Source organism: Paenibacillus sp. FSL R5-0701, assembly GCF_037973995.1.
Classification (GTDB): domain Bacteria; phylum Bacillota; class Bacilli; order Paenibacillales; family Paenibacillaceae; genus Paenibacillus.
On sequence record NZ_CP150230.1, the window covers coordinates 1,503,916 to 1,519,556 of the forward strand.

At 47.3% G+C, this 15,641-nt stretch carries 13 protein-coding genes; 7 read left to right on the top strand and 6 right to left on the bottom strand.

Features of this window, described 5'->3' with window-relative positions:
- Nucleotides 1-207: 207 nt before the first annotated feature.
- Nucleotides 208-2,043, top strand: coding sequence for an HSP90 family protein (locus MKZ13_RS06735; RefSeq protein ID WP_339182759.1), 1,836 nt, complete (start codon nucleotides 208-210; stop codon nucleotides 2,041-2,043).
- Nucleotides 2,043-3,092, top strand: coding sequence for a hypothetical protein (locus tag MKZ13_RS06740; protein ID WP_339182761.1), 1,050 nt, complete (start codon nucleotides 2,043-2,045; stop codon nucleotides 3,090-3,092). Before MKZ13_RS06735 ends, MKZ13_RS06740 begins: the two co-directional genes overlap by 1 nt.
- Before the next feature lie 152 nt (nucleotides 3,093-3,244).
- Here MKZ13_RS06740 and MKZ13_RS06745 read toward each other — a convergent pair whose 3' ends face one another.
- From MKZ13_RS06745 to MKZ13_RS06760, 4 genes are all read right to left on the bottom strand, one after another.
- Nucleotides 3,245-5,452, bottom strand: coding sequence for a serine hydrolase (locus tag MKZ13_RS06745; RefSeq protein ID WP_221819164.1), 2,208 nt, complete (start codon nucleotides 5,450-5,452; stop codon nucleotides 3,245-3,247).
- A 50-nt stretch (nucleotides 5,453-5,502) separates the two neighbouring features.
- Entirely contained in the window at nucleotides 5,503-6,273 is a 771-nt protein-coding gene (locus tag MKZ13_RS06750; RefSeq protein WP_221819165.1) for a DUF3169 family protein, read from the bottom strand.
- Nucleotide 6,274: 1 nt separating this feature from the next.
- Nucleotides 6,275-6,484, bottom strand: coding sequence for a helix-turn-helix transcriptional regulator (locus tag MKZ13_RS06755; RefSeq protein WP_017690042.1), 210 nt, complete (start codon nucleotides 6,482-6,484; stop codon nucleotides 6,275-6,277).
- A 174-nt stretch (nucleotides 6,485-6,658) separates the two neighbouring features.
- Nucleotides 6,659-7,909 (bottom strand): MFS transporter, encoded by a 1,251-nt coding sequence (locus tag MKZ13_RS06760; protein WP_339182767.1) that lies wholly within the window; start codon nucleotides 7,907-7,909, stop codon nucleotides 6,659-6,661.
- A 123-nt stretch (nucleotides 7,910-8,032) separates the two neighbouring features.
- On the opposite strand from MKZ13_RS06760, the gene MKZ13_RS06765 reads away from it, so the two are divergent.
- A complete protein-coding gene (locus MKZ13_RS06765) occupies nucleotides 8,033-9,916 on the top strand; it encodes an ABC transporter substrate-binding protein (protein WP_339182769.1) in 1,884 nt (627 codons plus the stop codon).
- Between the two features lie 54 nt (nucleotides 9,917-9,970).
- On the opposite strand, the gene MKZ13_RS06770 is transcribed toward MKZ13_RS06765, so the two are convergent.
- On the bottom strand, nucleotides 9,971-11,464 hold the full coding sequence (locus tag MKZ13_RS06770) for a serine hydrolase (protein WP_339182771.1): 1,494 nt from the start codon (nucleotides 11,462-11,464) through the stop codon (nucleotides 9,971-9,973).
- Nucleotides 11,465-11,760: 296 nt separating this feature from the next.
- On the opposite strand from MKZ13_RS06770, the gene MKZ13_RS06775 reads away from it, so the two are divergent.
- Nucleotides 11,761-12,960, top strand: a complete 1,200-nt coding sequence (locus tag MKZ13_RS06775) for a DUF4367 domain-containing protein (protein ID WP_339182773.1) — start codon at nucleotides 11,761-11,763, stop codon at nucleotides 12,958-12,960.
- Between the two features lie 99 nt (nucleotides 12,961-13,059).
- Here the strand turns inward: MKZ13_RS06775 and MKZ13_RS06780 are convergent, their stop codons facing one another.
- Nucleotides 13,060-13,221 (bottom strand): hypothetical protein, encoded by a 162-nt coding sequence (locus tag MKZ13_RS06780; RefSeq protein ID WP_339182775.1) that lies wholly within the window; start codon nucleotides 13,219-13,221, stop codon nucleotides 13,060-13,062.
- A 133-nt stretch (nucleotides 13,222-13,354) separates the two neighbouring features.
- Here MKZ13_RS06780 and alr point away from each other — a divergent pair, with 133 nt between their 5' ends.
- The 3 genes from alr to MKZ13_RS06795 all read left to right on the top strand — a co-directional run bounded on the left by alr (nucleotide 13,355) and on the right by MKZ13_RS06795 (nucleotide 15,438).
- Nucleotides 13,355-14,542, top strand: coding sequence for an alanine racemase (gene alr, locus MKZ13_RS06785; protein ID WP_339182777.1), 1,188 nt, complete (start codon nucleotides 13,355-13,357; stop codon nucleotides 14,540-14,542).
- Between the two features lie 260 nt (nucleotides 14,543-14,802).
- Complete coding sequence (locus tag MKZ13_RS06790) at nucleotides 14,803-15,084, top strand: ribbon-helix-helix protein, CopG family (protein ID WP_017690037.1); 282 nt, start codon at nucleotides 14,803-14,805, stop codon at nucleotides 15,082-15,084.
- Between the two features lie 3 nt (nucleotides 15,085-15,087).
- A complete protein-coding gene (locus MKZ13_RS06795) occupies nucleotides 15,088-15,438 on the top strand; it encodes a type II toxin-antitoxin system PemK/MazF family toxin (RefSeq protein WP_024630714.1) in 351 nt (116 codons plus the stop codon).
- Nucleotides 15,439-15,641 lie beyond the last annotated feature (203 nt).

A 15,641-nucleotide genomic window follows, 5' to 3' on the forward strand; every position in this document is an offset into this window, starting at 1 on the left:
ATAAGGCCTTACGTCTCATGAATGCGTGAAATATGCTTATAACGCCGGTCTTGGTTATCCAGGGCCGGCTTGACGTGATGTTTTGGCGTGCCTGTCACGGGGAACGTCTGTTTCTAACGATTACATAATGAATTCGTCTAACACATCCATATGAATACATCGTATGGGTACATATTGTGTTTGGACGTAGAGGAAGGTGAGTGAGTCATGACAGCATCCAATGAATATCGTTTTCAAGTGAACCTGAGCGGGATGATCCAGATTTTATCCAACCATCTATATAGCAGTCCTAAAGTGTTCTTGCGAGAACTGATGCAGAATGCGACGGATGCGATTACCGCACGAACGGAGGCGGAGTCAGGGTATCAGGGTGAAGTGCGTGTTGAACTGACGGGAACAGGTGAGCAATTGACCATGATGGTGGAGGACAACGGCATCGGCTTGACTGAAGCGGACATCCATGAATTCCTGGCGATGATTGGACAATCCTCGAAGAGGGGGCAGCAAGCGCTGCTGGATGGAGAGACTTCGTTTATCGGACGTTTCGGGATTGGGTTGTTATCCTGTTTCATGGTGAGTCACGAAATTGTCATGCTGACGCAATCCGCGAAGGGCGGCCCTTCGATGGAGTGGCGGGGCAAGCCGGATGGCACCTATACGATTCGACAGTTGGACACACAGCTGTCCCCGGGGACCAAAGTATATCTGCGTTGCACACCGGACGCGGCGCACTACTTTGAACCGGATTATGTGAAAGAAGCTCTGTTCTATTACGGAGCATTATTGCCGTATCCGGTCACGCTGTATCATGACGGCGTGCAACATGTGGTGAATAGCGAGACACCGATCTGGCTGATGGACCCTGCACTCGCACGTTCACGCAGATCAGAGGTATTGGCATTTGGTGAACGTCTGCTTGGTGAGCAGTTCCAAGACTTCATTCCGTTGACGACAGCTTCAGGCCGTACCGGGGGTATTGCTTTTGTACTGCCACACGCGGTTAATCTGAATGCCAAGCGTTCTCACCGGGTTTACCTGAAGCGAATGCTGATTTCGGAGAAGGCTGAGAACATTTTGCCAGAGTGGGCTTTCTTCGTGAAATGCCTGATCTGGACAGATGAGCTTCAACCGACGGCATCACGGGAACATTTTTATGAAAATGAGAAGCTGGAGGAAGTTCGCTCCGAACTCGGAGACGCACTTCGCAAGGGACTGGCCGACATGGCTGAGAGCCAGACGGAACGGCTGCAGAAGCTGATTCGCCTGCATGCTCTGTCCATGAAGGCACTGGCTGTGCAGGATCAAGCATTCTACGCGATGATTCATCGCTGGCTGCCTTTTGAGAGTACGAGGGGTCAACGTGAACTTGGTGAGCTGATCGATGAAGGAGAGACGTTGTATTTCACGTCCTCTGTTGATGAGTACCGTCAGATTCATCATGTAGCTTCCGCACAATCGATGCTGGTAATTAACGGTGGTTATATCTATGACAGCGATTTGATGGCGACACTGCCGATGACCGTGCAAAACGTGCACACGGAGCGGTTACAGCCGGATCAGGTCTCGATGAGTTTCACCGATGTGCCACCCGCTGAGCGTAATCAGTATTATGATGCGTTGCGACTGGCCGATTCTGCCTTACAGCGCTTCCGTTGTCGAGTTGAGGTGAAAGGGTTTAAGCCATCGGATCTGCCGGTGTTGTTCACGTTGTCTCAGGAATCCTCAACACTTCGTGCGCTTGAAAAAGCAAGCGAGGAGAGCACGGAATTGTTCTCGTCTGTTCTGGGTTCATTGTCTTCTGGCATGAGTTCAGCAGGGTACTCAACCTTGTATTTGAACGTGAGTAATCCAATCATTCAGCGGGTACTGACATCACCGGATGATCAGATGACACCGATTGCCATCGAAATGTTATACGTCAATGCGCTGATGATGGGGCATTATGCCATGAGCAAGCAGGAGCTTGAAGTGTTAAATCAGGGCATTGTTCGTTTTATTGATTGGGGTTTACGTGCAAATACGGACCGTAAGGGGGATGCTTGATGAAGACAGAGATGGATTTTGAAGAACTGATGGACGAGGCCTATGGCTTGCCCAATGGTCCGGCGAAGCTCGGTATGCTGGAGGAAGCAGCAAGAGTTGCTGATGTGAACGGCATGGAGGAAGAGGCATACGAAGCAAGATCGGAGATTGTGGAGACAGCAACATTTTGCGGTTATCCGATGAAAGCACTGATTGCTTTTTCCTGGCAGCTGGGCAAGTTCGACCAACAGCCCGAAGAATATGATGAAGAAACGTTAATGTGGTCGTACAAATGGATATTGGGCAAGATGCCCGACTTCCCGGAAATATCACGCGAGAAGATCCTGGAGCTGTTGGAGGATTTCGGACGGCGTTTCAAGTCCTACGGTTACAGCGAACGCTCTTACTGGTATTATCGGTTCCGGATCTTTATGGATTTTGGGGAGCTGGAGGAAGCGGGACGCAGTTATGATCGATTCAGAACGATGGATCGTGACTTCATGAGTGACTGCGAAGCCTGTGAGCAGGATGAGATTATGCGTTATTTCTTGTTAAAAGGAGACGATGAGAAGGTGTTGGAGGTGGCACAGCCTATCCTGAAAGGGCGTATGAGCTGTGCAGAGATTCCGCATCTGACTTTGTCTGAAATTTTGATGCCGTTATATCGGTTGGGACGGACTGCGGAAGCAGATAAACATCAGACCAAGGGATATCGCATGATTAAAGGCCAGAACGATTTTGTGCAGAGTTTTGCGGAGCAGATGGATTATCTCACACGTATGAATCCGGAAAAAGGCATTGATGTGCTGGAGGAAACACTGGTGTTCGCTGCCGATCATGAAGATCCTTACGCCAAAATGTTTTTCTATGCCAGAGCAGCATCGTTGCTTCGCCGCTGGGTGGAAGAATCTCCAGAATACCGATTGCGTCTGCCAGCGTCCTTCCCGTATGAAGGTGACCCAGGCGACCTGCTCAAGCTGGCCGATTACTTTGCGGAGTATGCTCAGACCGCTGCAGCCAAGTTTGATCAGCGCAACGGGAACCACCATGTATCTTCGTTGATCGAATAGAGACGGATATAACTGAGTAACAGATCGCTATAATAAGTTATGAAAAGTAACGAAACAGGCTTGTTCGAGAAGGATCGTACCCTTCTGAACAAGCCTGTTTTTTCTTGCATCATAAGCATAATCAATCTAATCGGTATGAAGATGTTTTATTTTTATTGTGCTGAAGTCGCAGAAGGGACCGGCGCTGGTACTGGAACCGGTGCAGTTTCAGATGTCTCCTCTGCAGCTTCGGCTTCTTCAGCAGGTTCCGCTTGCGGCTGCTGAGCAGCCATCAGTTCAGCGACGATTTGATCTGTTGGTTGGGTAAGCAGCGCATACATGATCGCAGCCTCTTCCTGACGAATCAGAGGTTTGCGGGAAAGGAAATCAACGGATCCATCTTCCAGCACTTTTACCTCAGGTCCATGGATACCAAGCTTCGCCATCATCTGAACGGCTGGTACAGCCCATGGGTCCGTGTGTCCCGCAAGTTTGACATCCGTGAACAGTTCACTAGGATATTGCAGTTGCAGAATTCTCCACATCATGACCATGGCTTCCTGTCGGATAATCACTTGATCCGGCTTAAACTGCTGTTCGTCCTTGCCAGTAATCATACCCATTTCATATCCAAGTTGAATATATCCGGCTGCTGCATGGTCGGCCCAATCAGTGCCTGCAGGAGGTGTTGTTTTGCTGGGCTTCAATCCACTCAGTTTAAGCGTGTTCTCAATAAATTCAGCTCGTGTCACAGCTGATTTCGGTTGGAAAGACTTGTTAGCATCATTCTCATAATATCCAAGAGATTGTATGGCATAGATTGCTTCAGCATAAGGACTGTTCTCACGAACATCCCGGAAGCCCATAGGCTTTTGTCCTTTTTTCTCATAACCCATTGGGTTGAGGTAAGGTTCTTTCATATAGATGGTTCCATCAGCATTTTTCTTGAATGCTGTGAATTGACCGGTCAATTCATCTTTGAAGAGATTATCTTCCACTTGAATCAGGTTGCGTTGACCCAGAAAAACGTCCGAAATGCTCAATTGTCCTGGCTCTGTGCCAGCATTTTTCAGGGAACTGACGATCGTGCTAATTCGCAGATCCGCGTACAATCCGGTGAAGCGTTGCAGCTCAGCTGCGGATTGCGGCGTGTATTCCTTGAACTGTACAGGCTCTGCATATTGCGGGAAGAAACTTTGAATGAATGCCGGGTAGAACAGATTACGAAGTGCTCCATTTTGATTATACGTCAGGAAAACGCCTGTATTTTGCTCGGGAATAAAGAAGAGATAAGAGCTGAATCCGTTCAGGTCGCCTGCTTTTGTAATAACTTTTGGACTACTTCCTGCACCGGGAAGCTGAAATGCAGCTTCGAATCCATACGTGGTGTTTGGCAACAATGGGTGAATGGAAGAACGGTACTGTTCCATGCTTTTCACCGTGGATTCCTTGAGAATCCGCTCGTTGTCCTTCACGCCATCATTCAGGAAAGCGATCATGAACTTCCCAATGTCTTCTGCGGTAGACAACATGCCGCCTTGAGGCATAGGTGTTGGAGCGATGGTGTACAGATCAAGCGGGTTGTGTGCCGCATCATAGCCAGTAGCCAGCTGCTTTTGGAACTTTTTGTCCAGCATGAAACTGCTGTTATCCATTCCCAACGGTTTGAAGATATGTTGTTGCATGTAGGATTCAAAGGGCTCACCGCTTACATTTTCAACAATCATGCCAAGCAACAAGAACGAGAAATTATCGTACATGTAGGCGCTACCAGGCTCTCGAACGACAGGAGGCATATGTTGCTTTGCGTAATCCTCCATCGCTATGTACTTGTCGAAATCAGTATGGATGTCTTCCTGCTGCGGATCACGAATCTCGAATCCGGTCGTGTGGGTGAGCAGGTTCTCCACAGTTACAGGTTTGTCAAAAGGATTATCGAATTCGAGCCCTTTCACATAGGTCTGAAAATCAGCTTGCAGATCAACCTTGCCTTGCTCCACCAGCTGCATTACAGCTGCTGATGTAAACGTTTTGGAGACAGAGGCTACACGGAAAGCAGTTTTTTTCGGATCGATCGCTGTTTTGCTCTCCACATCAGAGAAGCCATATCCCTTTTCTGCCAGAACTTTGCCATCCTTCACAACAACAACGGAGGCTCCAACATAATGGGGCTTTGCCTCAGGTGAATCGAAGAATGAATCCAGAAATGCTGTAGCCGATTCGGTTGTCAGCGCTTTCGTCTTTCCTTGTTCAGCAGCTACTGGAGTCGCGGTCTCCGCCTGTACTGCGGGTACCGACAGACTGAGAGACAGGACCACAGCCATAAAAGCTCCTGTTAGGGAGGTGAACCTGAAACGGGTCTTTCGTTTGGATAAATGCATGCAAACACTCCTTTATGAAAATATTTACAAAATAGTTACCTACCCATGTATTACTGATTACTCGCCCGATAGGTTTCACGATAATAGATTCCAATGTTGGCAATCCAGATCACAGAGATCACTACAATCGGGAATGGAGCAAAGGTAAAGAGCATCGAATATAGAACCATAGAGACCATTCCAACACCAAGAAGTACATTCATCATCTGAAAAGAACGATAGGCTGCGCGATAGACAATCCATTTCTCGCCTTCATCCAGCTTCTCAAAATGATCCTTCTTCATGTTGCGCGAGTTCAGATCCAGAGTACGCTCAGGATAATAATGGTTGTATCGCTTCACAGTCAGAGTTTGCACGACCACGACGATGATAATAGAGATACATGAAGCAACGAGATTCAAGAGGTTGAACAGTTCTGGAGAATTCGGCATGGTTCGGTTGGATGCATACAAGGATAAGGCAAGTGCTGCCCAGGTAAACGTAAGAATAACGCTGAATCCGCTGAGAATCATCGCTTTTCCGAGGGAACGTTCTGCTGGAGAGATGAGTGAATCGGAATCTCCATAAGCATCATCTTCCATGGGAGGGACAGATGGCGTGCGGGAGAGACTGAAAATGTTCCACACCGTCATAACTACTACAAGAGCCGCCAGTATTGCGAATAAAAGATCATAGTCATAGTACACGGACAGCGTCCAGTTCAAGTCAGAAGGGAGTTTACTGACTCCGCTAGCTCCAAGAAAACCAACTACAGCGCCACCTGCTGCATACAAGGGAAGACGCAACCGCTTTTTGATGGACGAGGATGATGAATTTTTCATTTTAATCTCCACCTTTCAGTTCAAAGATTTTTTCGACAGGTTCACGAAATACATGTGCTATTTTTAGTGCCAGAACGACCGACGGAGAGTAATCTCCACGCTCAATCAGGGCAATGGTTTGACGGGATGCACCAATGAGTTTGGCCAGTTCTGCTTGGGATAGCCGGTCTCTGGCTCGTAACTCCCGAACGTGATTGTGTAATTCTTCCACTTGCTCACCTCCATGAACCTAATGTACATGATAATTGCTTAAATGTAAACTATAATATACAAAATGTTAAAGATCATTTACTTCTGAACGTTGATAATGGACATGAAAAAGAGAGCCTTCTGGGCTCCCTTGGATGATTATTTTGTTGTCGGAAAAGTTGCCAGAAAAGTGAAATCAAGATGCATCTGCACACGGCAGAGGTTGATTCTGTTTCTCAGCCTTCCGAAGTATCATTCGGAAAAAGACGAGCGCTCCAAGCCCCATCAGGATATACAGACCAGCCATCGCATAGGAGGGCAGAAAGGCTCCAATGGTTAACCCGAGACTGCCGAGGAGGGCAGCGGCGTTGTAACTCATCCCGTCAGCAGCCATATAGGCAGCACGGTCCGAATCTGGAATCATACCCGCAAGCATGACCTGACGAACAGGGGCGTACATCAACTCTCCAATGGTTAGCAATATAGCGGATGAGATGAGTAACCAGGCCCAGTTGCTGAAAGCCAGTACGGTGAAACCTGCGGTATAGAGGAGCATACCGACAGTCATAATAGATCGGGACTGGAAGCGACCTATCCATCTGGAGAATGGAATGGCAACCAAGGCGACCAGTACGGTGTTAATGACCATGATCAGGCTGAACATATGCAGACCTGAGATATCTGAGCCGAACAGTTGGGCGGTGAATTCATTTTTTAGACGAACAGCAATGTATTTATCCAACTGAAATTCCAGGGAGACTGCAAGTACAGTAGCCGTGAAAAATATCATGAAACGTTTGTCCTGAAAGACCGCCCAATACGTTTTCAGTATGTTCCTCTGGATGGGAGCATCGCCATAACCAAGTACACGTTTATCCATTGTTTCACGAATCATAAAGATCAAAATAAACAGGGTAACCAGGCTTTCAAGGCATACCAGACTGAACAATAGGAAACGAAATGATTCGAAAAATAGCCCGCCCATCAGTGCACCAAAAGTTACAGCAACGTTTGTTGTCCAATATTGCAATCCATATACATAATGACGTTCATGTTCACTGCTTACATCAACAATCATGGCATTAGCAATCGGCACGGTAATCCCTGAACTGAGACTGCTGAGCAGAAACATGAGACAAGTGACAATGATTAAATCCATCCACGGCGAATTGGCGATGGCCAAGCCGAGTAGAGCCATGACCTGGAGACTTTGTGCGATCACCATTAACTTCTTCCGTCCAATCCGGTCAGACCAATATCCTGCCCACAATCCCACAATCATGGAAGCTACAATATTGACCGTCAGCAATAACCCCGCCAAACCTGCGCCAATCTGAACACTCAGATAGATCGCCATGAATGGAATGATGGACTTCTGGGTCAGATCGGTGAAAAAATCAGTAATGATACGTATCCTGATGTTCAGGTGCAGATCGGCGTATTTCATAAGTCGTTTTTCTTCCTTCCCACTGGTCATGTTGATGTTACTGAGTATAATGGAGGAAAACCTGAAGAAAAACTGTAGAAGCATCCGGATGGATTTCGTATTTTAGCAGAAGGTAGGGCATATATGGACATATCAGAACATTACATTCAACTGCGATTAAACTTTCCACATGTACATGATGAACAAGAAGTACATACAACGGTAGGTGAACTCGCTGATCTATCATGTTGTACCATGCGCAACATGAACCTCATTATGAACAAATTCAAGGAGAACGGATGGGTCAGGTGGAACCCGCAACGCGGAAGAGGCAAAAAATCGATGCTGGTATTTTGTGTCCCGTTGCTTGAAGTGGCGCGTGAACGATTTGGCCATCTCCTGGATGGGAACAGGATGGAGGACGCCTATGAACTGGCTGCCGCCTTGCCAATTACGATGAGAGAACATCTGATGCAGCAAATGCAGCATCAATTCGGTCTGCGTTCGAATAAAGGGGACAGAGGACGAGTGGATACATTGCGGATTCCGCAGAATACACCTTTTAAGACTCTCGATCCAACGCAGACAGGGATGTGGGGAGAAGTTTTCATCATTGCAGAAGTCTTTGATCGTTTGGTCTGTTATCATGCTGAACGCCAAGTATGCGAGCCAAGTCTGGCTATAGCATGGGAGAGTCATGTAGATGGAAGGGAATGGACCTTTTATCTGCACAAAGGCATACCTTTTCATCATGGAAGGATACTGGATGCAGAGGACGTCAAGTTTACCTTTGATCGCATTATCTCTGACAATAGTAACCCGTGCAGGCCTCTGTTTGGATCTATTGAGCGCGTAGAGACGTTGGACGAATTGACTGTACGTTTTGTGTTAAACAAGCCAAACTTCATGTTCCCGGATCTGATGAGTAGTATGTCTGCATCGATCTTGCCTAGAGATGTGGAGATGAATCCGCTCCATCCGATTGGAACAGGACCTTATCGGTTGACGCGTCATGATTCCAAGCTGCTTGTGTTGGAAGTCTTCCCTTCCTACTTCCGAGGCCGAGCCTATATTGACCGCGTTGAAATATGGCAACTTCCCCATTCTGGGAGGGTGGAGTCCGTCATCAAGCATAATATATTTCCGGATGCGGAGCCTCGTGCCGTGCAGCATGAGATGCAGGGTGGCATGTATATGACGTTTAATATGCAAAAGGAAGGGCCGCAGCATGATGTGAATTTTCGCCGGGCTGTTCAACAGCTATTGAATGCGCAAGAGTTGTCGCAAGCGCTCGGAAGCACGAACACGCAGGCTGCTTATAGTCTGATTCGAGGACGAGTACAGCAACCTTTAAAGGTGGGTTCAGATCAAGGGGAGCCATGGAAACAGCAATCGGAACAACCGGATGGTTCGGTCACACCTGTACCTGAACTTTCCGTAGAGACCTCACTGGCGCGGGCCTCAGCATTATTGCGTCATAGCTCTTATCAAGGGCAGAGTTTAAGTCTGTGGGTGGAAGAAGGCGAGAAGATGGAGGCAGATATGGTCTGGTTTGCAGAGAGAAGTAAACAGATTGGCCTACATATCAACATTATGCAGGGAGACCCGATCTATGCAGTCTATCAAGATGGGTTCGGGGATTGTGATCTGATCTATACAGGAGAAATCTTCAATGATCATGTTGTGCTGAGTCTCGTGACGATGTACACCTTCCAGAACACGTTATTCCTGATTGCGATGAATGATCACTGGAGACATGAACTGGAACAGGAATGTGGACGAGTGGTCATGATCCAGGAACCTGCGGAGCGGTTGAGTAGATTGATTCGGCTAGAAGATCGACTGATTCAGGAGGCGTTGCTTCTGCCCACATACAGCTTCAAGGAAGAACACGCCCATCATGATTCGTTGCGAGATTATCGTCTTGCGGGGTATGGTCTGCCTGATCTGCGCAGATTGTGGGTGAAGAGAAGACCTGGTGCCGAGAAAGAGGATACGAGTTACCCAGTGTATATTCCGTTGTGGTAGGTAGGAACGACTACCACAACGGGAATGAATCGGGCGTTCACCAGTTCAGATCATTTACGAAACCCTGATGAATTCAATAGGCTTTGTACCCGGTTCAAGCAACAAAGGAATGGAGATGGATTGAGCAACTTCTGAAGATTCATTGAGGGTAAACGTATACGTGATCTTCAGACCGAATAACACAAATTCGACGGAGAACGTATCTTTCCCGGTGTATTCCATGGGCATTTCGATGGCGTTAAAGGTTGCTTGTAACCCGTCCGATGTTTCCTTAATAGACATCTCGCCATAACCAGGATGCGTGTAAATACCCGCATAAGCGGTGTAAGGACGATCACAAGGTGTAATGTGAGGTTCTTCAATTTTTTCCTTAACATCAGTTTCTGGATGAATAGTTAAATCCGAAGAATTTTCCGGATTAGTCTCTGGTTCTGACGGTTCTTCCCCCATTAATTTGCTCAATTTGGAACTCCAATTGACGGGCTCCAATCCAAGTAGTCGGTCCATGATATGAAAAGCAACCGTATACGGAATTATACTTCCGTTGGTATTGCTCAGAACCACGATTCCAATCTGCTCCTCTGGCAAAAAGGCGACTTGTGATGCAAAGCCATCAATAGCCCCACCATGATGAATCATGGCATGACCACGATAAGGCTCAATCATCCAACCCAGACCATATGTACTCACAGGCAGTTCATGGCTTATGAATGGCGAATCACTAGGCATCTGAGGACTATGCATAATCTTCATCTGTTCTTTAGATATGAGTGATGATCCTTCCCATTGACCTTGATGCAGCTGGAATTGAAGCCATGCAATCATATCGACTAGATTACTGTTAATGGAACCAGCAGGTCCTATGGCATCAATGGCTCGGAAAGGTATTCTAGTATTCTGACCATCCTTCTCCATATAAGGGTAAGCATAGTCAGGTTGAAGTTGCATTTTTTCAACAGAGAACAGACTTGAGTTCATACCCAGCGGATTAAATAGGGACTTCTGAACCATCTGCTCCCACGAAGTTTCATTGAGCTGTCCAACCAGATAACCTGCCGTCATGTACATTAGGTTCTGATACTGCCATTTGTTTCGGAAATCCTGATTTGGCTCCAGGTACTGTAATGTACGAACTAGTTCTTCTCTTGTACGCGGAGAGTTGTACCATACCAACTCATGCCTTGGAAGACCCGAACGATGACACAGCATGTCGCGAATAGTTATATGTTCTGTTGCTACCGGATCGAACATCCGGAAATCTTTCATATACGACTTCACAGGGGTATCCCAATCCAGTATCCCCTGATCTACAAGCAGAGCAGCGGTTGCTGCGGTAAAGGCTTTGGTACTTGAACCTATAGCAAAAAGTGTATTCGAGGTAACTTCAAGTTTGGACTCCAGGTCACGATAACCGTAGCCTTTTTGCCAGACGACTTCATCCTTATGAATCACAGCCACCGCCGTGCCGACACCATTCCATAGTTGAAGCTGCTCGTCGATGAATTCATCCAGTCCTTCCAGTGATGTGCGAAGTTTTGTTTTCACCATACCTTTGGCCTCCCAATATTCAGAATATTATGTGATTTCGCAAACAAGAATAAGACAAAGGTCTGTCAATGAAATGAATAGTTTTTCTACAATTTATCATGCCTTTTCTGGATAAAGTTAACATCCTCCCCGAGACTGATTTTGCGTAGCAATGCCGTATTAACGGACTTCACCGATTGCTTGTCAAACTAGTCCGCATATATCGAACAAGTCCCTCATAACATGTACTAATCAAGTAGGGGTTCTGCTGCAAGCACAATCCTGAAGTGAAAACATGTGCTAAAGGGGATGATGTCATGCGCCGAATATCATGGATGCTTGCCATGGTATTGGTCTTATCGGTCTTGCTTGCCGCCTGCGGGAAGAAGGATGCGGCAGCTGTGGTCAAAGATCTGAACGAAGTCGTAGGAGAGATGGAAAGTTACCAGGGGGCAGGCGTGATGACGCTGCATACCGGAGATACGCCGCAGCAGTACAAGGTCGAGGTATGGCATCAGAAGCCTTCCTATTATCGTATTGCGTTAACGAATGCCAAAAAGGATGTAACACAGATTGTACTGCGTAACGATGAAGGTGTGTTTGTTCTGACGCCCAGCCAGAACAAAAGCTTCCGTTTTCAGAGCAATTGGCCAGATAATCAGGGACAGGTATATCTCTATGAAACATTGATTCGGAGCATTACGGGGGATACAACCCGTCAGTTTGCGGACGAGAAGGAAAGCTATGTTTTTGATGTAGCTGCCAATTATAATACACACGCACTTGTCAGACAGAAAATCTGGCTGAACAAAAGTGATTATGCACCTAAACAGGTGGAAGTATCCGACTCCAATGCCAATGTTGTGGTTGATGTGAAATTCGACTCCTTCAAATTCGGGACTGAATTTGAAAAAGATGCCTTTGATATGCAACGTAACATGACTGCTGCTACAGAAAAAGGCGGCCAAACAGGAACAGATTCGGGTGTGGCTCCTGCGGAGCAAACAGGTGAGGACAGCACCAAAGAACCTGCCAATCCTCAGACTGCGCCTGAACCTGACGGAGCTGTCACTGATGGACAGACCGGTGTAGGTGGTGACACAGAGCAACAAGGTACAGAAGGTGCTGCAACTGGTCAGGAAGGCGAAGAACCAACGCTTGCAGAGCCGGAAGGTGCAGACAGCTTTGGCGTAATTCAGCCGACCTATGCGCCGGAAGGCGTGCAGCTCAAGGACGATCAGATTCTGGAAGAAGCGGGAGACTATTCGGTTATGCTTCGTTATGAAGGAACATATAATTACACGATATTCGAAGCCAGACCACAGGATCGAGCTGTATCACTTGCTCCATCCAGTGTAGTAGATCTTGGATTCACACTGGGGATGATCAGCGGAGATGCATTGAAGACTCTGACATGGATGACAGATGGCATAGAATATCGGATCACCAGTGCCGACCTGCCTCAGAACGAAATGGCACGCATTGCAACATCGATGCAGGAAGAGTCAGGCAAATGATTTTTGAACAAATGAACGAATAGCAGCATAAACATAAGGAATGCTAAGAAGCATCGGAGACCTGTTCTCCGGTGCTTTGTTTTGATGTAAGACAGGTATTCATCTGGCGCCGTTTTTCTTACCAGATACACTCAATAATGTAAAACGCGCTTCTACGCAGAGGGAACCGGGTAAATAATCGATATAAGCAGATTTTGCCGGGGTGGAAAATGGAATTTTGCCCTGCCAATCTCGCTTATCGGTCTTCTTCTGTGTTCGCATTTGTTCCTCAAACGGCGCAACTTACATCTGTTTTTGAATGCGAAACTTCGGTTCATTTGACAGTCACATGCTGGAGCATTACGATGGAGTCTGACGTGAGCCGGATTAAGATGATTAGAGAAGGTGACTTAACGTGCAAGGACAATATCGGCCGACCCAAGCGGAGATCAATTTGGATCATTTGTGTACTAACGTAGAAGCTTTCCGCGAGGCATTGCCTCAGGGCATGAAATTCCTCGCCTGTGTGAAGGCCAATGCCTATGGACATGGAGCGGTGGAGACGGCTAGAGAACTGGAACGAGTGGGTGTGGATTACTTAAGTGTGGCTTTTCTTGACGAAGCTCTGGAACTGCGACAACATGGGATTACGATTCCAATTCTGGTATTGGGTTATACGCCGCCTGAAGGGATCGCTGTTGCATGGCAACATGATGTGACCGTCACACTGTTCAGCAGGGAAGTGCTTGACGCCATTCGACATCTGGATGCGAGCACATTCGCTAACCAACTGAAGGTTCATATTAAAATCGACAGCGGCATGGGCCGATTAGGTCTGTTGCCTGGCGATGAGGCATTGGCTTTCATTGAGGAAGTAGCTTCGCTCAATCAGGTGATGCTGGAAGGCATGTTTACCCATTTTGCCAGAGCAGATGAAGAAGACAAAACCTATACACTGGAGCAGTATAGACGGTTCCAAAGCGTGGTTCATGCGCTCAGGGATCAGGGATGTTCCATCCCGATTATACATACGGCGAACAGCGCCGCTGCCATTGATACACCGGAATTGTCCTATGATATGGTACGTGTGGGAATAAGCCTGTACGGACTGTATCCTTCGGCTGAGGTGAATCATCAGGTGGTGAAGTTGTCCCCGGTATTGACGCTGAAGACAAAAGCGGTTCTGGTCAAAACACTGCCACCCCATTGGGGGATCAGTTACGGAACCCGTTATTTTACGCAAGGGTATGAACGAATAGCGACCCTGCCGATCGGATATGCAGACGGATTCTCCAGAATGCTGACAGGTAAAGCACAAGTGCTTGTACGCGGCCGCCGCGTCCCTGTCGTCGGTACGATCTGCATGGATCAGTGTATGGTGTCGTTACAATCTTTCGCGGAAGAGGCGGAAGAAATTCAAGTCGGCGAAGAGGTTGTCCTTATCGGTCATCAGTCTGGTGGCGTAATAACCGCAGACGAGGTGGCATCCCAACTCGGTACGATTGCATATGAAGTGATCTGCATGATGGCGCACCGCATTCCACGGGTATATACCCGCGGGGAAGCAGTAGTCGCCAGAATCAATCCACTTTTGACATCCTGATAGGTAAACTGGACGTCATTACCAATAAACTTTTTTTCAGAACAGAAGGAAAACTGTCGGAGCATCTCGAATTATGTATGACAGTAAGGATTTAATTCCTGAATTGAGATGTTTGGTCTGTACGAATATTGTTCCCCGTGTTTATAATGGAGTACAGCATACTTGATATACTCGGGGCATATATATTCCTTTGTATAAAAGTTCTGGAAAAACGTAATACTGGTTCACAATGGCGAAAGGTTTGTGGGGGTGGAAGAAAGGTGGCCAACTTGCAGAACACGAAGCGGATCATGATCAGTTTACCTGATTATCTTTTGCAGGAAGTGGATGGCATCGTAGCGCTGGAGAATTCCAACCGCAGCGAATTGATTAGGCAGGCTATGAAGCTGTATTTAACGGAGCGTAAGAAACGTTACATCCGTGAAACGATGCAGCGAGGGTACATGGAGATGGCAAAAATTAATCTGACCATGGCATCCGAAGCCTTTCATGCGGAGGAAGATGCGGACAGCACTCTGGACCGCTTAGTTAGCGGGGTGTAGACATTGATCGTAAAACGTGGTGACGTTTTTTTTGCGGATCTTTCTCCCGTTGTCGGTTCCGAGCAAGGTGGAGTCAGGCCGGTTCTGGTGATCCAGAATGATATCGGCAACCGGTTCAGTCCAACTTGTATTGTGGCGGCTATCACCGCCCAAATCCAGAAGGCAAAGCTGCCAACGCATGTTGAAATTGATGCGGCGGCACACGGCTTTGACCGGGACTCGGTTATTTTGCTCGAACAAATACGGACGATTGATAAACAGAGGCTGACTGACAAGATTACCCATCTGGACGAGGAGACCATGAAACTGGTCAACGAAGCCTTACAGATCAGCCTTGGTTTAATCGATTTTTAAGGCAGCAACCAGCGTCTTGTACGGTGCCCTGCCGTCCGTTGGCAATGGATGTTCCTGTAAGGGAACACACTGAATTCAGACTGTAACCAAAAGAGCGTATGACATCCTTCGGGCTGTTATGCGCTCTTTTGATTAAAGCTTGATGAAAGCGTAGAACATTGGCGATCTTTTCGCTATAATGAAACCTGAGAAACCGTTTACCC

Excerpts from the sequence above, each read along its gene's own strand:
- MKZ13_RS06735 (WP_339182759.1), top strand. The coding sequence starts at position 208 with ATGACAGCATCCAATGAATATCGTTTTCAAGTGAACCTGAGCGGGATG.
- MKZ13_RS06740 (WP_339182761.1), top strand. The coding sequence starts at position 2,043 with ATGAAGACAGAGATGGATTTTGAAGAACTGATGGACGAGGCCTATGGC.
- MKZ13_RS06745 (WP_221819164.1), bottom strand. The coding sequence starts at position 5,452 with ATGCATTTATCCAAACGAAAGACCCGTTTCAGGTTCACCTCCCTAACA.
- MKZ13_RS06750 (WP_221819165.1), bottom strand. The coding sequence starts at position 6,273 with ATGAAAAATTCATCATCCTCGTCCATCAAAAAGCGGTTGCGTCTTCCC.
- MKZ13_RS06760 (WP_339182767.1), bottom strand. The coding sequence starts at position 7,909 with ATGAAATACGCCGATCTGCACCTGAACATCAGGATACGTATCATTACT.
- MKZ13_RS06765 (WP_339182769.1), top strand. The coding sequence starts at position 8,033 with ATGGACATATCAGAACATTACATTCAACTGCGATTAAACTTTCCACAT.
- MKZ13_RS06770 (WP_339182771.1), bottom strand. The coding sequence starts at position 11,464 with ATGGTGAAAACAAAACTTCGCACATCACTGGAAGGACTGGATGAATTC.
- MKZ13_RS06775 (WP_339182773.1), top strand. The coding sequence starts at position 11,761 with ATGCGCCGAATATCATGGATGCTTGCCATGGTATTGGTCTTATCGGTC.
- MKZ13_RS06780 (WP_339182775.1), bottom strand. The coding sequence starts at position 13,221 with ATGCGAACACAGAAGAAGACCGATAAGCGAGATTGGCAGGGCAAAATT.